At 54.2% G+C, this 16750-nt stretch carries 18 protein-coding genes; 11 read left to right on the top strand and 7 right to left on the bottom strand.

All coding sequences use genetic code 11. The annotated features are described in order from the left end of the window. Nucleotides 1-207: 207 nt before the first annotated feature. Nucleotides 208-1050: a hypothetical protein gene (locus A6A26_RS17460; RefSeq protein ID WP_063879908.1), complete on the top strand. Its 843-nt coding sequence runs from the start codon at nucleotides 208-210 to the stop codon at nucleotides 1048-1050. Between the two features lie 3 nt (nucleotides 1051-1053). Here the strand turns inward: A6A26_RS17460 and A6A26_RS17455 are convergent, their stop codons facing one another. Further along, complete coding sequence (locus tag A6A26_RS17455; RefSeq protein ID WP_063879907.1) at nucleotides 1054-2148, bottom strand: glycerol dehydrogenase; 1095 nt, start codon at nucleotides 2146-2148, stop codon at nucleotides 1054-1056. A gap of 147 nt (nucleotides 2149-2295) precedes the next feature. Between A6A26_RS17455 and A6A26_RS17450 the strand changes: the two genes are divergently transcribed. Then, entirely contained in the window at nucleotides 2296-2919 is a 624-nt protein-coding gene (locus A6A26_RS17450) for a LysE family translocator (protein WP_063881192.1), read from the top strand. Nucleotides 2920-2922: 3 nt separating this feature from the next. On the opposite strand, the gene cmoB is transcribed toward A6A26_RS17450, so the two are convergent. The 4 genes from cmoB to A6A26_RS17430 all read right to left on the bottom strand — a co-directional run bounded on the left by cmoB (nucleotide 2923) and on the right by A6A26_RS17430 (nucleotide 5968). Beyond that, complete coding sequence (cmoB, locus tag A6A26_RS17445; protein WP_063879906.1) at nucleotides 2923-3891, bottom strand: tRNA 5-methoxyuridine(34)/uridine 5-oxyacetic acid(34) synthase CmoB; 969 nt, start codon at nucleotides 3889-3891, stop codon at nucleotides 2923-2925. After that, on the bottom strand, nucleotides 3888-4616 hold the full coding sequence (cmoA, locus tag A6A26_RS17440; RefSeq protein ID WP_063879905.1) for a carboxy-S-adenosyl-L-methionine synthase CmoA: 729 nt from the start codon (nucleotides 4614-4616) through the stop codon (nucleotides 3888-3890). The genes cmoB and cmoA overlap by 4 nt, the downstream gene beginning before the upstream one ends. 80 nt (nucleotides 4617-4696) lie before the next feature. Beyond that, entirely contained in the window at nucleotides 4697-5092 is a 396-nt protein-coding gene (locus A6A26_RS17435) for an MAPEG family protein (RefSeq protein WP_063879904.1), read from the bottom strand. A gap of 54 nt (nucleotides 5093-5146) precedes the next feature. Next, nucleotides 5147-5968 (bottom strand): DUF72 domain-containing protein, encoded by an 822-nt coding sequence (locus A6A26_RS17430; protein WP_063879903.1) that lies wholly within the window; start codon nucleotides 5966-5968, stop codon nucleotides 5147-5149. Between the two features lie 220 nt (nucleotides 5969-6188). On the opposite strand from A6A26_RS17430, the gene aspS reads away from it, so the two are divergent. The 6 genes from aspS (at nucleotide 6189) to ruvB (ending at nucleotide 11732) form a co-directional block, all read left to right on the top strand. Then, nucleotides 6189-7967: an aspartate--tRNA ligase gene (gene aspS / locus A6A26_RS17425; protein WP_063879902.1), complete on the top strand. Its 1779-nt coding sequence runs from the start codon at nucleotides 6189-6191 to the stop codon at nucleotides 7965-7967. Then, nucleotides 7967-8398: a dihydroneopterin triphosphate diphosphatase gene (gene nudB, locus A6A26_RS17420; protein WP_063879901.1), complete on the top strand. Its 432-nt coding sequence runs from the start codon at nucleotides 7967-7969 to the stop codon at nucleotides 8396-8398. The genes aspS and nudB overlap by 1 nt, the downstream gene beginning before the upstream one ends. Before the next feature lie 302 nt (nucleotides 8399-8700). Beyond that, entirely contained in the window at nucleotides 8701-9444 is a 744-nt protein-coding gene (locus A6A26_RS17415; RefSeq protein WP_063879900.1) for a YebC/PmpR family DNA-binding transcriptional regulator, read from the top strand. A 36-nt stretch (nucleotides 9445-9480) separates the two neighbouring features. Beyond that, a complete protein-coding gene (gene ruvC, locus A6A26_RS17410; protein ID WP_063879899.1) occupies nucleotides 9481-10008 on the top strand; it encodes a crossover junction endodeoxyribonuclease RuvC in 528 nt (175 codons plus the stop codon). 96 nt (nucleotides 10009-10104) lie between these two features. Beyond that, nucleotides 10105-10719 carry a Holliday junction branch migration protein RuvA gene (gene ruvA, locus A6A26_RS17405; RefSeq protein ID WP_063879898.1) on the top strand — a complete coding sequence of 205 codons (615 nt, stop codon included), beginning with the start codon at nucleotides 10105-10107 and terminating at the stop codon, nucleotides 10717-10719. Nucleotides 10720-10727: 8 nt separating this feature from the next. Continuing rightward, complete coding sequence (ruvB, locus tag A6A26_RS17400; protein ID WP_063879897.1) at nucleotides 10728-11732, top strand: Holliday junction branch migration DNA helicase RuvB; 1005 nt, start codon at nucleotides 10728-10730, stop codon at nucleotides 11730-11732. On the opposite strand, the gene znuB is transcribed toward ruvB, so the two are convergent. Beyond that, complete coding sequence (gene znuB / locus A6A26_RS17395; protein ID WP_063879896.1) at nucleotides 11733-12518, bottom strand: zinc ABC transporter permease subunit ZnuB; 786 nt, start codon at nucleotides 12516-12518, stop codon at nucleotides 11733-11735. Further along, the gene (znuC, locus tag A6A26_RS17390) at nucleotides 12515-13270 is read right to left on the bottom strand and encodes a zinc ABC transporter ATP-binding protein ZnuC (protein WP_063879895.1); all 756 of its coding nucleotides are present in this window, start codon (nucleotides 13268-13270) and stop codon (nucleotides 12515-12517) included. Before znuC ends, znuB begins: the two co-directional genes overlap by 4 nt. Nucleotides 13271-13347: 77 nt before the next feature. On the opposite strand from znuC, the gene znuA reads away from it, so the two are divergent. The 3 genes from znuA to lpxM all read left to right on the top strand — a co-directional run bounded on the left by znuA (nucleotide 13348) and on the right by lpxM (nucleotide 16729). After that, nucleotides 13348-14295 carry a zinc ABC transporter substrate-binding protein ZnuA gene (gene znuA / locus A6A26_RS17385; protein WP_063879894.1) on the top strand — a complete coding sequence of 316 codons (948 nt, stop codon included), beginning with the start codon at nucleotides 13348-13350 and terminating at the stop codon, nucleotides 14293-14295. Between the two features lie 14 nt (nucleotides 14296-14309). Beyond that, a complete protein-coding gene (mepM, locus tag A6A26_RS17380; RefSeq protein ID WP_063879893.1) occupies nucleotides 14310-15641 on the top strand; it encodes a murein DD-endopeptidase MepM in 1332 nt (443 codons plus the stop codon). Between the two features lie 113 nt (nucleotides 15642-15754). Continuing rightward, nucleotides 15755-16729, top strand: coding sequence for a lauroyl-Kdo(2)-lipid IV(A) myristoyltransferase (gene lpxM, locus A6A26_RS17375; protein ID WP_063879892.1), 975 nt, complete (start codon nucleotides 15755-15757; stop codon nucleotides 16727-16729). Nucleotides 16730-16750 lie beyond the last annotated feature (21 nt).

The following is a 16750-nucleotide window of genomic DNA, read 5'->3' as shown; positions in this document are numbered from 1 at the left end:
GCAGCACGCCGTTTGATGACGTGATGTTTGCAAGTACCAAACCCCAGCACATTTGCTGGGGTATTTTTTGTCCAAAATTCCGTCAGGACGCCTCTGGGATGACCTGTGAGGCAATCGTGCTGTCAAAATAATTCTGCTTTCCTTCATCAGTCGGTTCCTGCTATTTAAGGTAAACCGTTAACGACATTGACGTCCGAGGCTCATACCATGCGATGCGTTCTGCTGTCCGCTGTAATCACCCTGATTTCATTCCCCTCTTCATGGGCAGCAGCATGCCAGCCACACAATAAAGCGGTGACCAACAGTAATAACTGGATTCTGCTGGGCGGTAGCGCAAAGGGTGAGGTACGTCAGGTCATCGCCGGTGAGTTTGGCAAAGACGTTAATTCACAAAAGCGGGTGCTGGGGCAGTTCGACCGCTGTGGCGATCTGCTGGTGGCCGATATCAGCTACGACAAAAATGAGCGTAATGTCATCCTGAGCATGGAGCAACACCTGGTGCGGGTTCAGGGCGGCTGGGTCGCGGAATATGCCTATCTGGTTAAAGTGTTAAAGCAGGGTAGCGAAGTGGTGGTGGATAATCGCCAGGGCACGATTAACTGGCAGAAGGGTAAAAACGGCAACATCATCAGCGCGTCAGATAAATTTATCAGCATGGGCAAAGACGGTTTTACCGATACGACTTACCGTTATGACAACGGCTTCCGTTTGCTGAAAAGTGTTGCGCGGGGAACCGATCCCGTCAGTAACGGTGAATACCGTTATCAATGGAATTCGCAAGGTCTGGTAACGCGTTCGACCTCGGCCCGTCGCAAAGATACTTACACCTACGACAAGCAGGCGCGGGAACTGCGCCTGAATGGCACCGCGACGACCGACGTCAGCACCTTGCGCTCCGTCGATGAATGCCAGTTTTGGGATGAAAAGGGCAACTGCACGCTGAGTTATCTGAATGAAACCGAAGTGTTCGAAAAAGGGACCATTCAACGTCACCTCAGCGCGGTCTATAAATACCAGTACTGGGATAACCCCGCTGAGGCGACGGAATAGCGATTATTTTACCGTCTGACTAAAGGCATCCAACCCCAGCAGCGCATGGGCAATCTGCTCCGGTGCCAGGTTGGGGTTAAGGTTTTTCAGCGTATCGCCTTCACTGTTGGCCAGTGCCCCTATTTTTACCAGATTCTCCCAACTTACCCCGTCCAGATGCATCTCTTTCAGCGTTGTTGGCATATTGATGGAGCGGTAGAAACGGATGTAGCGGGCAATTTCCTCATCGGGACGCTGCTCCAGTACCATCTGGGTTAAGGTGCCGTAGGCCACTTTCTCACCGTGAGTGAGGTGGTGAATATCGCCTTCAATGGCGGTAAAACCATTGTGAATGGCGTGCGCGCCTGCCAGACCGGCATTCTCAAACCCCAGTCCTGACAGCAAGGTATTCGCTTCCACCACCGCCTCGACCGCAGGCGTCACGCGTTTTTCTTTAACGGCCACATAGGCGCTGTAGCCCCACGTTAATAAGGTCTCTTCGCAGGCGCGGGCGATTGCCAGCCCGGCAATGGTCGGATCGCCATTCACCATCGATTTAGCATGGCTACGGGCTACTGCCTGGGCTTCAACCCAGGTGGCCAGACCATCCGCAATGCCCGAGGCAAATAAGCGAGCAGGCGCGGCGGCGCAGACTGCGGTATCGACCAACACCAAATCCGGGTTTTTACTGTAGAAGCGATAGCTTTCAAAGACGCCGCTGTCAGAATAGATCACCGACAGGGCACTACAGGGCGCATCGGTGGAGGCAATCGTCGGCACGATAACCACCGGTTGCTTGAGTTCATCGGCAACTGCTTTAACGGTATCCAGCGTTTTACCGCCACCCAGCCCAATCACCACGTTACAGCCTTGTTGCTGTGCCTGCTGGCTGAGGCGGGTGATTTCATTACTGGACGCTTCACCATTGAACTGCTGGCGAATAACCTTCACGCCCGCCTGGGTCAGCGTTGAGTGCGCCCGCTCACCGACCAGTCCCCAGACGACATCGTCTGCCACCACAAAAGCATGATTACCCAGCTCGGCGACATAGTTTCCCAGTTCATCAAGTACGCCAGCACCTTGCACATATTTGCGGGGTGAAGAGAAAATAAATTTCATAAACGTTGCTCCTGGTTACATAAATGAAGGCCGTTACCGGCCCGAAGATAAAGCCCTTAAAAAGAATAGCAGCTAATGCTTTTTTGCTGGCTGTACAGACAGAAATGCGCTTGATATCGTGAGTCGGTGTTTATCGGGGATACGCGTATGACGGCTTCTTTACTCTCTTTCCTGTTTGCTATTGTGATTTTGACCCTGACACCGGGATTTGATACCGCCTTAATCCTGCGTTCGGCAGCGGCACAAGGCTGGCGGCGCGCCAGCGCCACGGCATTGGGCGTGGCCTCAGGGTGTTTGTTGTGGGGGATAGCGGTGGGGCTGGGATTGGGCGCGCTGCTGCTGGCCTCTGAAATGGCTTATAACCTGTTGAAGTGGATAGGTGCGGCCTATTTACTTTATCTGGGCGTCAAGTTGCTGTGGCACCCACGCACCCAGAGCGCGTCGCTGCCTGCTGAAGCCGTGGTTCAGCAAAGCCATCTGGTCTGCTTTAGCCGTGGCTTGCTGGGTAATCTGCTGAATCCCAAAGTCGGCGTTTTCTATGTGACATTTTTGCCACAGTTTATTCCGCAGGGTGCTTCCGTGGCGATTTGGTGCAGCCTGATGGCGTTGACGCATATGCTGGTGGGATTGGCCTGGAGCACGGTGCTGATCGGCAGCAGCCATTATTTTGCTGCGCAGTTAAAACGGCCTCGGGTACTGAAGGTCATGGACCGTTTAACCGGCTGTGTGTTTATAGGCTTTGCGGCGAAACTGGCGCTGTCTCGCCGCTGAGGGCTACGGTTTTGTGGCAACCAGCACGGCGCGCAGCGGGGCTGGATAACCTTCAACGGTTTTGCTGCTGTCGTCGGGGGCGAGAAACTCGGCCAGTGATTCACTGGTCATCCAGTCGGTACGGCGCTGCTCTTCGGTGGAGGTCAGGGCGAAATCAACAATACGCACGTCAACAAAACCGCACTTCTCCAGCCAGCTTTTCAGCGCCTCAGCCGAGGGGATAAAATAGACGTTGCGCATCTGCGCATAGCGTTCGCCTGGCACCAGTACCTGATTCACATCGCCTTCGATCACCAGCGTTTCCAGTACCAGTTCGCCGCCGTTCACCAGCTGATTTTTTAACTGGAGAAGGTGGTCAAGCGGGGAGCGACGGTGATACAGCACGCCCATGGAAAACACCGTATCAAATGCCTGAAGAACCGGCAGTTGTTCAATGCCGAGCGGCAGCAAATGGGCGCGCCGATCGTCATTCAGCAGTTTACGCACGGCTTCGAACTGGCATAAAAACAGCTGCATGGGATCGATACCTACCACCAGATGCGCGCCCGCACCAATCATGCGCCACATGTGATAGCCACTGCCACAACCGACATCCAGCACGGTTCGTCCGGCCAGCGATGAAATATGAGGCAGCACGCGCTCCCATTTCCAGTCCGAACGCCATTCGGTATTAATCTCAGTCCCATACAGAGAATAGGGGCCTTTACGCCACGGCATCAGGTTTCGCAGCAGTTTCTCAATGCCCTGACGATGACGATCGCTGATATCATCACGATCGGCGCTCACACTATTCAGCAGATCCAGCCGCTGGGGTTCCAGCAGCGGTAAATATTCCAGTGATTTGTACCAGTCACGGAAATGTCCATGCAAATTTTCCCGCTGCCAGTCGCTGATCTGTGCGGGCAGCACTTCCAGCCATTTTGCCAGGGGGCCAACGGCGATTTGCTGATAAAAACGGCCAAAGTCGATCATTTTAATGCCACCAACGAACCAAAATTAAAGCACTGAAACCATAACTCAGCATGGGAAAAACCCGCCTGCTTCAGGCGCGCCTTGTGCGCTTCCACGCTGTCGGTCAGCATGACATTTTCCAGCATGCTGCGCTTCTGGCTGATTTCCAGCTCGCTGTAACCGTTGGCACGCTTAAAGTCATGGTGCATGTTAAACAGCAGTTCGCCGACCTCAGGATCTTCAAAGCTAAACTTCTCAGAAAGCACCAGCGCACCACCGGGATTCAGCCCCTGCCAGATTTTACTTAACAGCGTAAGACGGGCCGGTGGCTCAAGAAACTGCAGGGTGAAATTGAGCACGACCAGAGAGGCGTTCTCAATCTCAATGTCACAGATATCCGCTTCAACCACGCTAACCGGCGTATCGGCGCGAAAGGCATCGATATGGCGGCGGCAGCGCTCGACCATGGCCGGAGAGTTGTCCACGGCAATAATCTGGCAGCCGGGCACGTGAATATTGCGGCGCACCGAGAGCGTGGCGGCACCTAATGAGCAGCCAAGGTCAAACACCTGGCTGTTGGGCTGGACGAACCGTTCAGCCAGCATCCCAATCATCGAAATAATATTGGAATAGCCGGGCACCGAGCGCTGAATCATGTCGGGAAACACTTCAGCTACACGTTCGTCAAAAGTCCAGTCGCCCAGTTTTGCAATGGGCGCAGAAAAGAGTTGATCGCGATCAGACATATCGAAAATCCGAAGAGACAGCGGAAAGGGCGCTATTCTGGCAGAAACTGCCGCGGCCTGCACCCTTTAAGCCGCGAACATTAATGCAGCGTGAGCACCAACTGCCAGGGGAGATAAATGAGGTTAAAAACCACCATTCCGCACAGGGCAAACAGCGTCAGCATCATGCCGTATTTACGGCCGCTCATGGCGTCATTGCGCAACCCATAAGCGTGCAGGAAACGGCCAATAAAAAACAGGATGCCCGTCAGGTGAACCATCCAGACATCTGCGCCGTTCATTTCCAGGGTCACGAGTAGCAGCAACGCCAGGGGAATCGTTTCAATGGCATTGCCGTGAATGCGGATAGCCATATTCAGGTCGTGATGGCCGCCATCCCCAAAGGCAACCTTGTGCTGACGCCGAAAGCGAACGACGTTGAGCGTGAACTTCATTATCAGTAAAGCACCTATAACCACATATAACGCGCTGATCATCATTGATTCCTTTTTTATCGATATCACCAGAGGGGGCGAGGCTGCCCATTGCTATCAGAATAGCGAATCCTGTTGCGGCCAGTCAGGTCCGGGACCGATGCTGGCATCAATTTTTTGGAGTTCAGGCCATAAAGCCTGCACCAGCGGAAAAACCTGTCCCATATCCGGCGTGTGAATAAACACCAGCGGTTCACTCTGGGTGTGCCATTCCGCCAGCTTTGTCAGCCAGATGTGAAACAGTGGCAGGCTTTCTTCCAGATTGTCGCTGCCGACAAAGCGAATCATGGGCCGCGAACCGGTCAACAGCGCGTGCGGCGGAACGCGAGGCTTTTGCTGACGGGCGTGAAGCGCTGCCGGACTTTGCGAGGTTGAGCTATGGACCGGGCGGCTGTCCAGTACGACGCGATTCACGCCACGCTGCAGCAGACCGCGGTTCAGGGCGCGTTCTGCCTCACCTTTGGCAAAAAACGCGGCATGACGCACTTCTACGCCATAGGAAAAATGCGCCGGTAAACTGTCCAGAAAGCGCCAGAGATCGTTCAACTGGGCGGGCGAAAAGCTGGCAGGCAGCTGTAACCAGTACTGACCAATGCGATCGGCGAGCGGTGTCATCAGGCGAAAAAAGTCGGTGACTAAATCGTCAGTATTTTGCAGAGCTGCCTGATGGCTAATGCTGCTGGGAAACTTAAAACAGAAACGAAACTGGTCATGTGTCATATCCCGCCAGCGCAGGACCGTTTCGGTATCCGGCAGCGCATACAGCGTGGTATTGCCCTCCACCGTGCCGAAATAACGCGCATAGTCAGCCAGGGTTTCGATGCCCCATCGCTTCCAGTGCGCATGGTGCCATTGTGGCAAACCAATACGAAGTGTCACGCCTGACTCCCGCCGTTGAGTGTGATAGTAATTATCCTGTAAGGCAGTATATTGACGCAAACAGGTGAAAAGCGAACAGGAAATGCCGCGCTTTAACGTGGCTCCACTTATCCTGTTTGCCTTTTTCCATTATAATAGCGGCCTTTTTTACGACAGCACCTCATCAGGTTACGCGGCCCGGTGCTGTCAGCTGCAGCGGCGAAGTTAAAAGGATAGTGTTATGCGTACAGAGTATTGTGGACAGCTCAATCTGTCTCATGTAGGTCAGCAAGTCACGCTTTGCGGCTGGGTCAACCGCCGTCGCGATCTGGGAAGCCTGATTTTTATCGATATGCGCGACCGTGAAGGTATTGTGCAGGTATTTTTTGATCCCGATCGTCAGGATGCATTCAAGCTGGCTTCTGAACTGCGTAACGAATTCTGTATCCAGATCAGCGGAACTGTGCGTGCGCGGGACGGGAAAAACAAAAATGCCGATATGGCGACCGGTGAAGTCGAAGTGTTTGCCGAAACGCTGAATATCATTAACCGCTCCGAACCGCTCCCGCTCGATTCCAATCAGAACAACAGCGAAGAAGCGCGTCTGAAGTACCGCTATCTTGATCTGCGTCGTCCGGAAATGGTTGAGCGCTTAAAGACCCGTGCGAAAATCACCAGCTTTGTGCGTCGCTTTATGGATGAGGCGGGCTTCCTGGATATTGAAACGCCGATGCTGACGAAGGCTACGCCGGAAGGCGCGCGTGATTACCTGGTGCCGAGCCGCGTGCACAAAGGGAAGTTCTACGCACTGCCTCAGTCACCGCAGCTGTTTAAGCAGTTGCTGATGATGTCGGGTTTTGACCGCTATTATCAGATCGTCAAATGCTTCCGTGATGAAGATTTACGCGCTGATCGCCAGCCTGAATTTACGCAAATCGACGTGGAAACCTCCTTCCTGACCGCGCCGCAGGTGCGTGAGATTATGGAACGCATGATCCGCGAACTCTGGCAGAGCGTGAAGGGCGTGGACCTCGGTGAGTTTCCGCAGATGACCTTTGCCGAAGCCATGCATCGCTACGGGTCTGACAAACCGGACCTGCGTAACCCGATGGAACTGGTGGATGTTGGCGATCTGCTGAAAACGGTGGAATTCCAGGTGTTCTCCGGCCCGGCTAACGACGAGAAAGGCCGTGTTGCCGCGCTGCGCGTTCCCGGCGGTGCGCAGCTGAGCCGTAAACAGATTGATGAATACGGCAAGTTTGTCGAGATCTACGGTGCCAAAGGTCTGGCATGGATGAAGGTAAATGAACGCGCGAACGGTCTGGATGGCGTGCAGAGTCCGGTGGCGAAATTCCTTAACGCTGAGATCGTCGAAACCGTTCTCAGCCGCACCGGCGCTCAGGATGGCGATATCCTCTTCTTCGGTGCCGATCGTGCCAAAGTGGTGGCAGATGCGTTAGGCGCACTGCGTCTGAAAGTGGGCCGCGACCTGCAGATCACCGATGAGAAAGCCTGGGCACCGCTGTGGGTTATCGACTTCCCGATGTTTGAAGAAGATGACGAAGGTGGTCTGGCCGCAATGCACCACCCGTTTACCGCACCGAAAGCGATGAGTGCGGAACAGCTGGCGGCCGATCCTACCCAGGCCGTAGCGAATGCTTACGACATGGTGATCAACGGCTATGAAGTGGGCGGCGGTTCTGTGCGTATCCATAACGGTAAAATGCAGCAGACGGTGTTTAGCATTCTGGGCATAGAAGAGCATGAACAGCGTGAGAAGTTTGGCTTCCTGCTGGATGCACTGAAGTACGGCACGCCGCCGCATGCTGGCCTGGCCTTTGGTCTGGATCGTCTGACCATGCTGTTAACCGGTACCGATAATATTCGTGACGTTATCGCCTTCCCGAAAACCACGGCAGCGGCCTGTATGATGACTGAAGCGCCAAGCGAAGCCAATCCGGCCTCACTGCTTGAATTAGGCATTAAAGTCTTGAAGAAAGATAAGCTTGAGAATAAGTAATGCCGTATAAACATCCGGTTTCTGTGTTAGTGGTGATTGTTGCGCAGGACAGTGGCCGGGTGTTAATGCTGCAGCGCCGTGATGACCCGGACTTTTGGCAATCGGTCACCGGCAGCCTTGAAGCGGATGAAGTGCCGCTTCAGGCCGCTGAGCGCGAAGTGGGTGAGGAATTAGGCATTGATGTGCAGGCCGAGCAGCTAACAATAGAAGACTGTCAGCGTGAAATCGACTTTGAGATTTTCCCGCACTATCGGCATCGTTACGCGCCCGGCACCACGCACAATCGTGAGCACTGGTTCAGATTGACCTTACCGACTGAGCGCGACCTGCTGCTCACTGAGCATCTTGCCGCGTGCTGGCTTGAGCCTGCCGCCGCCGCGGCCCTCACTAAGTCCTGGAGTAATCGTCAGGCGATTGAAGAATTTATTTGAATGCTTGCCGCAACGCGTTATTTGCGCGGCGAATGCATTAAGTTTTATGAAGCGGGTAAGTTTTCACACAACTTCACCAACGCATTGAACAGTCGAGCGCAATCGGCGCAGCGAGGCCGGTTACCGCCAGCGTACCGCAACCGACGCGTACTTGGGTACGTGAGGATGACGGGTGATGCTCGCCCCTTCGGGGCCGCCTTTTCCGGGCGTTCAGGTTGTCTGCAACCTGGGTGAGCACTGGCGGGAGTCGGGTTCGCACGTCAGATAGCTCGGGCGAAATAAAAGATTGGAGAGAAAGTAAGATGGCTGGACACAGTAAATGGGCGAATACCAAGCACCGCAAGGCGGCTCAGGACGCCAAGCGCGGTAAAATCTTCACCAAAATCATTCGTGAGCTGGTCACGGCGGCCAAACTGGGCGGCGGCGATCCTGGCTCGAATCCGCGCCTGCGTGCGGCGATGGATAAAGCGCTGTCCAACAACATGACGCGTGACACCATGAACCGGGCGATTGCACGCGGCGTGGGCGGTGAAGATGATTCCAATATGGAAACCATCATTTATGAAGGTTACGGTCCTGGCGGGTCGGCCGTGATGATTGAGTGCCTGAGTGACAACCGCAACCGTACCGTTGGTGAAGTGCGTCATGCTTTCACCAAAACCGGCGGCAACCTGGGCACCGACGGCTCCGTAGCCTATCTGTTCAGCAAAAAAGGCGTGATCTCCTACGCACCGGGACATGATGAAGATGCGGTCATGGAAGCGGCGCTGGAAGCGGGTGCAGAAGACGTGGTCAGTTACGATGACGGTGCCATCGACGTGTTTACCGCGTGGGAAGAGATGGGTGCAGTGCGTGATGCGCTGGAAGCGGCTGGCCTGAAAGCCGACACGGCCGAAGTGGCGATGATCCCGTCAACTAAAGCGGAAATGGATGCGGAAACGGCCCCCAAACTGCTGCGTCTTATCGATATGCTGGAAGACTGTGATGACGTGCAGGAGGTTTACCATAACGGTGAAATCTCCGACGAGGTGGCGGAAACGCTTTAATGCTGTACTGCCGCATGCTCAGGCTGGAGACGCGTTATGTCGATTATTTTGGGGATTGACCCCGGCTCACGCGTTACCGGTTATGGGGTGATTCGTCAGACCGGTCGCCAGCTCACTTATCTGGGCAGCGGCTGTATTCGTACCAACACAACGGAATTACCAGCACGTCTCAAGCTGATCTATGCCGGGGTTTGCGAAATCATTACGCAGTTTTCCCCGGATTTTTTCGCGATAGAGCAGGTTTTTATGGCGAAGAATGCGGATTCTGCCCTGAAGCTGGGGCAGGCGCGAGGTGCTGCTATCGTGGCGGCGGTTAACCATGATTTGCCGGTATTCGAATATGCGGCGCGTCAGGTGAAGCAAACGGTGGTGGGCACAGGCGGTGCGGAAAAAAGCCAGGTTCAGCATATGGTCAAATCCCTGCTGAAACTGGCGGCGAATCCGCAGGCCGATGCCGCCGATGCACTGGCAATCGCCATCACGCACTGCCACGTTGCACAAAACGCGGCGCGCATGAGTGACAGCAAGCTGGTGCTGAGCCGTGGCAGATTGCGCCAGAGTTAACAGTAACCGCATCTTAATCGCTATCAGGCTGGATATTCATCCAGCCTTTTTTATGGTATAAATTCCGCCACATACTTTGGATAAGGAAGGCATCAGGTGATTGGTCGTTTACGGGGCATTATTCTGGAAAAGCAGCCGCCGCTGGTGCTGCTTGAGGCGCATGGCGTCGGCTATGAAGTACATATGCCAATGACCTGTTTTTATGAACTGCCTGATCTTAATCACGAAGCGGTGATCTTCACCCAATTTGTGGTACGTGAAGATGCGCAACTGCTGTTTGGGTTTAACAGCAAGCAGGAACGCGCGCTGTTCCGCGAGTTAATTAAAGTGAACGGCGTTGGCCCTAAGCTGGCGCTGGCGATTCTGTCGGGCATGTCGGCACAGCAGTTTGTCACGGCAGTGGAAAAAGAAGAGATCGCCGCGCTGGTTAAACTGCCGGGCGTGGGCAAGAAAACCGCTGAACGTCTGGTGGTGGAAATGAAAGATCGCTTTAAAGGCATGCATGGCGATCTGTTTGGCGGGGATTCGGCCTTTACGCTTACCACGCCTGGCCCGGAGCCGGAGACCAACGACGCAGAAGCGGAAGCGGTTGCAGCGCTGGTTTCCCTGGGTTATAAACCGCAGGAAGCGAGCCGTATGATCAGCAAAGTTGGCCGCCCTGATGCGGATTGCGAAACGTTGATCCGTGAAGCGCTCCGCGCTGCTATTTGAGGTAATTCATGATTGAAGCCGATCGCCTGATCTCCGCTGTCAGCATTAACGAAGAAGAGGGCCTCGACCGCGCTATTCGTCCGAAAATGCTGACCGAATATGTGGGCCAGCCTCAGGTGCGCGAGCAGATGGAAATTTTCATCAAGGCTGCGCAACTGCGCGGCGATGCGCTGGATCATTTGCTGATTTTTGGTCCGCCCGGATTGGGTAAAACCACACTGGCCAATATTGTGGCAAACGAGATGGGCGTTAATCTGCGCACAACCTCTGGCCCGGTGCTGGAGAAAGCGGGCGATCTGGCGGCGATGCTGACCAACCTCGAACCTCACGATGTGTTGTTTATTGATGAGATCCACCGCCTTTCGCCGGTGGTGGAAGAGGTCCTTTATCCGGCCATGGAAGATTACCAACTGGATATTATGATTGGCGAAGGCCCGGCAGCGCGCTCAATCAAACTGGATCTGCCGCCCTTTACCCTGATCGGTGCCACGACGCGGGCAGGCTCGCTGACCTCGCCCTTGCGCGATCGCTTCGGCATCGTACAGCGTCTGGAGTTTTATCAGGTAAAAGATCTCCAGCATATCGTAGGCCGGAGTGCCGCCTGCCTTGGCCTGGCGCTGAGCGAAGAAGCCGCGCTGGAAATTGCCCGCCGCTCTCGGGGCACACCACGTATCGCCAATCGCCTGCTGCGTCGGGTACGCGATTTTGCGGAGGTGCGTGCAAATGGTCTTCTGAGCGGCGAGGTGTCGGTAACAGCACTCAATATGTTGAATGTGGACAGTGAAGGCTTCGACTATATGGATCGTAAACTGTTGCTGGCCATTATTGATAAATTCACCGGTGGCCCGGTGGGGCTGGACAACCTGGCGGCGGCGATTGGTGAAGAGCGGGAAACGATCGAAGATGTCATCGAGCCATTCTTGATTCAACAGGGCTTTATTCAGCGCACACCGCGCGGCCGGATGGCCACGCAGCATGCCTATCGCCACTTTGGTATCACCAAAGACGCGTGATTACAGCGCCGGTTTGCGCACCATGCTGAGCATAAAAAGTATGGCTGCGCACAGCACCACTGAAGGGCCGGCAGGCGTGTCATAAAATGCCGAGAAGGTTAATCCACCGGTTACCGCTATGATCCCAATCAGTACGGCGACCGCCGCCATCATTTCAGGTGAACGGGCAAAGCGCCGGGCAGTGGCGGCCGGAATAATCAGCAGCGATGTGATGATCAGTGCGCCAACAAATTTCATCGCCACACCAATGGTCAATGCGGTTACCAGCATCAGCATCAGTCGGGTGCGTTGAATATTGACGCCGTCAACCTGAGCCAGCTCCGGGCTGATGGTCATCGACAACAGTGCGCGCCACTGCCAGGCCATCACGGCCAGGACGAACAGCACGCCAGCCGCCATCGCCCACAGATCGCTGGGCGTTACCGCCAGCAAATCACCAAACAGATAGGCCATCAAATCCACCCGGACATTCGACATCAGGCTCACCACGACCAGCCCAAGTGAGAGTGCACTGTGTGCCATAATCCCCAGCAGCGTATCAATCGCCAGATGTGGGCGGCGTTCCAGCCAGACCAAACCCAACGCCAGACAGACCGTCACCATGATCACGGCGTAATAGGGATTGACGTTGAGCAGTAAACCAAAAGCGACACCGAGCAGTGAGGCATGCGCCAGCGTATCGCCGAAATAGGACATCTTACGCCAGACGACAAACGAGCCCAGTGGACCGGCCGCCAGCGCCAGCATCACGCCGCCCAGCCAGCCCGGAAGCAGTAATTCAATCATGATGGACCCGGTCCTTTGCGTAATACGATACGTCCCTGAAGATCGTGACGGTGATTATGATGATGACGATAGATAGCCAGTTCCTGCGCGCCACGCGGTCCAAACATCGCGATAAACTCCGGATGCTGTGACACCGCTTCAGGCGTACCTGAACAGCAAATATGATGGTTAAGACAGAGCACTTCATCCGTTTTTGCCATGACTAAATGCAAATCATGGGAAACCATCAGCACGGCACAATTCAGTTCATGACGCAGCTGATTGATCAGATCGTAAAGCGCGACTTGCCCGTTAACGTCCACGCCCTGAGTCGGTTCATCCAGCACCAGCAACTGAGGCTGACTGAGCAGGGCGCGGGCCAGTAACACGCGCTGGGTTTCGCCGCCCGACAGTTTCTGCAACGGTGATTTCAGCAGGTGTCCGGCCTGAACGCGCTTCAGGGCCGGCAAAATATCCTGATTACGGGCGCCACGTGACAAACGCATAAACCGCTCGACCGTCACCGGCAGCGTAGGATCGATATGCAGTTTCTGTGGCACGTAACCGATACGCAAGTCCGCACTTCGGCGAACCTGACCGGACGTGGGCGCAAGCAGGCCAAGTACCACCCGAACCAGCGTCGATTTACCCGCGCCGTTAGGACCCAGCAGCGTTAAAATTCTACCAGGATGAAGTTCTAAACTCACGCCAGATAACACCGGGCGATGATCAAAACTAATGGATACGTTCTCAAGTGTGACAAGTGATGGCATAAGATTTACAGGTTGCACAGAATTTCGAATGTTATAATATCACATCCAATCTGTTGATGACGAAGGAATGACGCATTATGTTACATAATAAAAAAGGGGTATTTTTTACCCTGACTGCGATGGCTTTTGCGACCTCTGCTGTCTTACCTGCGCATGCCACTATCGTGGCCTCAATTAAGCCCGTAGGGTTTATCGCCTCGGCCATTGCTGATGGCGTGACGCCCGTGGACGTTTTGCTGCCTGATGGGGCATCCGAACACGATTATGCCTTGCGTCCCTCTGACGTAAAACGCTTACAAAACGCGGAGTTAGTTGTTTGGGTTGGTCCTGAAATGGAAGCTTTCATGACCAAATCGGCCGCAGCACTGCCCGAGAAAAAGAATCTTGAGATAGCGCAAATTTCCGGCGTAAAACCGATGCTGCTCCGCGGTGGTGAAGAGGATGATCATCATGACCACGACGATACTGAGCACGATCACGATGCAGAGCATCACCATCATCATGGTGAGTTTAATATGCACTTGTGGATGTCACCAGAGATAGCGAAAAAAACCGCGGTTGCAATCCATGGCAAATTATTGGAACTTATGCCGCAGGATAAAGCCAAACTTGACGCCAACCTGCAGCACTTTGAGGCAGAATTAGCGAACACAGATAAGCGCATTATCTCACAGCTTGCTCCGGTTAAAGATAAAGGGTATTTCGTTTTTCACGATGCTTACACGTACTTTGAAAAACACTACGGTCTCTCGCCCACAGGGCATTTTACCGTTAACCCAGAAATTCAGCCTGGAGCACAGCGCTTACATCAAATTCGAACACAGTTGGTTGAGAAAAAGGCCGTTTGCGTCTTTGCTGAGCCACAATTCAGGCCGGCGGTCATCGATGCTGTTGCCCGTGGAACCCAGGTGCGAAAAGGCACGCTCGATCCACTGGGCACAGACATCAGCTTAGGAAAAGACAGCTATGTGAAATTCCTCTCACAGTTGTCGAGCCAGTATGAGACCTGCCTGAAAGGAGCATAGAGGAATAGTTCAACGTGCAGCAGATAGCCCGCTCTGTCGCCCTCGCATTTAATAATTTGCCGCGCCCCCACCGCGTTATGCTGGGATCGTTAACCGTTGTCACTTTGGCCGTCGCAGTCTGGCGGCCTTACGTCTACCACCCCAGTAACGATGTGACCCCCATCGTCAAAACTATCGAACTGGACAAAAACGAATTTCGGACACTGCTTCCTGAAGCCAGTGAACCCATCGATCAAAGCACCCCTGAACCGGATGAAGAGCTTCCTGCGGATGATGTCGATCAGGATGTTGCAGACAGCGCTGGTACGCATGAATACACGGTTTCTTCTGGTGACACGCTCAGTAGTGCATTGAATCAGTACGGTATCGACATGGGCGATATTAACGCCCTGGCCTCCAGCGATCGTGATCTGCGTAATTTACAGGTCGGTCAGCAGCTTAGCTGGACGTTAAACGACGACGGCGCACTGAACACCTTTACCTGGGAAATTTCGCGTCGGGAAACCCGCACCTATGAGCGCACCGATAACGGTGGCTTTAAAATGCAGTCGCAGATGCAGCAGGGCGAATGGCGCAATAGCGTGATGCAGGGTGAGGTACACGGCAGCTTTGCCGCCAGTGCCCGCCGTGCCGGCCTGACCAGTGGTGAAGCCAGCAGCGTCATCAAAGCGATGCAGTGGCAAATGGACTTTCGTAAGCTGCGTGCAGGCGATAAGTTTAGCGTGCTGATGTCACGTGAAATGATGGACGGCAAGAGTGCTCAAAGCCAACTGCTGGGTGTGCGTTTACGCAGTGGAGGTAAAGATTACTACGCCTTCCGTGCGGATGACGGCAAGTTCTATGACCGCAGTGGCGCAGGCCTGGCTCGTGGCTTTATGCGCTTCCCGACCGTCAAGCAGTACCGCGTGTCGTCTAATTTTAATCCCCGTCGCCTTAATCCGGTAACGGGACGCATTGCGCCTCATAAAGGCGTCGATTTCGCCTTACCGATCGGTACCCCTGTTCTGGCGGTTGGCGATGGTGAAGTCGTGGTGGCCAAAAATGGCGGCGCAGCCGGTAACTATGTTGCCATTCGGCACGGGCGTCAGTATATGACGCGCTATATGCACCTCAAAAAAGTGCTGGTGAAACCGGGGCAAAAAGTGAAGCGTGGCGATCGTATTGCGATCTCTGGCAACACCGGCCGTTCAACCGGTCCACACCTGCATTTCGAGATCTGGATTAATAACCAGGCTGTGAACCCCTTAACGGCCAAGCTACCGCGTATGGAAGGGCTGGCGGGTAAAGAACGAACACAGTATCTTGCTCAGGTGAAAGGCTGGCTACCCCAGTTGGGACTGAAGTAAGTTTTTGATAAAGTCGACGGTATTGCCGTCGACTTTTTTTATCTCTGGCGCAGGATGATTGCAAATTTACTCGTCGCCACTATCATTAGCCCGTCATTGATTGAGGCGAGTGCATGGAAACCCGTAAAAAAAATAACAGTGAATTTATTCCCGTTTTTGAACTTTCTTTTTTAAAACCAAAATACTGGGGCAGTTGGCTGGGCATTGGTGCGCTGGCTGGTATTGCGTTAGTACCGGCAAAAATGCGCGATCCGCTTCTGGGGCGGCTGGGTAAATTTGCCGGAAAGCTGGCGAAAGGAGCGCGTCGCCGTGCGCTGATTAATCTCTATTATTGCCTGCCTGAACTCAGTGAATCTCAGCGTGAAGCGATCGTGGATCAGATGTTTGCGACTGCGCCACAGGCCATGGCAATGATGGCGGAACTGGGCATGCGCGATCCGGCTCAGGTGCGAAAACGCGTTGAGTGGCACGGTCGTGAAATTATCGATCAGATGCTCGCCGAAAAGGAAAACGTGATTTTCCTGGTGCCGCATGGCTGGGCCATCGATATTCCCGCCATGCTGCTGGCGTCAGAAGGGCAAAGCATTGCTGCGATGTTCCATCACCAGAGCGACCCGCTGTTGGATTATGTCTGGAACCGCGCCCGACGCCGCTTTGGTGGACGTATGCATGCGCGCGAAAACGGCATTAAACCCTTTATCAGCTCGATCCGTCAGGGATACTGGGGCTATTATTTGCCCGATCAGGACCACGGCCCTGAACATAGCGAGTTTGTGGATTTCTTTGCGACCTATAAAGCCACGTTGCCTGCTGTTGGCCGGTTGATGAAAGTCTGCCGCGCGCGGGTTATACCGATGTTTCCGGTTTATAATGCCGAAAGCCATAAGCTGGAAATTTATGTCCGTCCGCCGATGGACGATTTAGTGGAAGCCGATGACCGTCAGTTGGCTCGCCGGATGAATGAAGAAGTGGAAGTGTTTGTGCGCCCTCATCCGGAACAATATACCTGGATATTAAAGCTGCTTAAAACACGCAAAGCGGGAGACAAAGAACCCTATTCGCGTGACGAGCTGTATCCGCGCAAATAACATGCAGGCCGCAAGGCGGCC

The sequence above is a fragment of the Pantoea sp. OXWO6B1 genome (assembly GCF_001641135.1).
GTDB classification, from domain to species: Bacteria; Pseudomonadota; Gammaproteobacteria; order Enterobacterales; family Enterobacteriaceae; genus Pantoea; species Pantoea allii.
The sequence above is the reverse complement of the archived record's forward strand: the minus strand, read 5'-3'. Positions and strand labels throughout refer to the sequence as shown.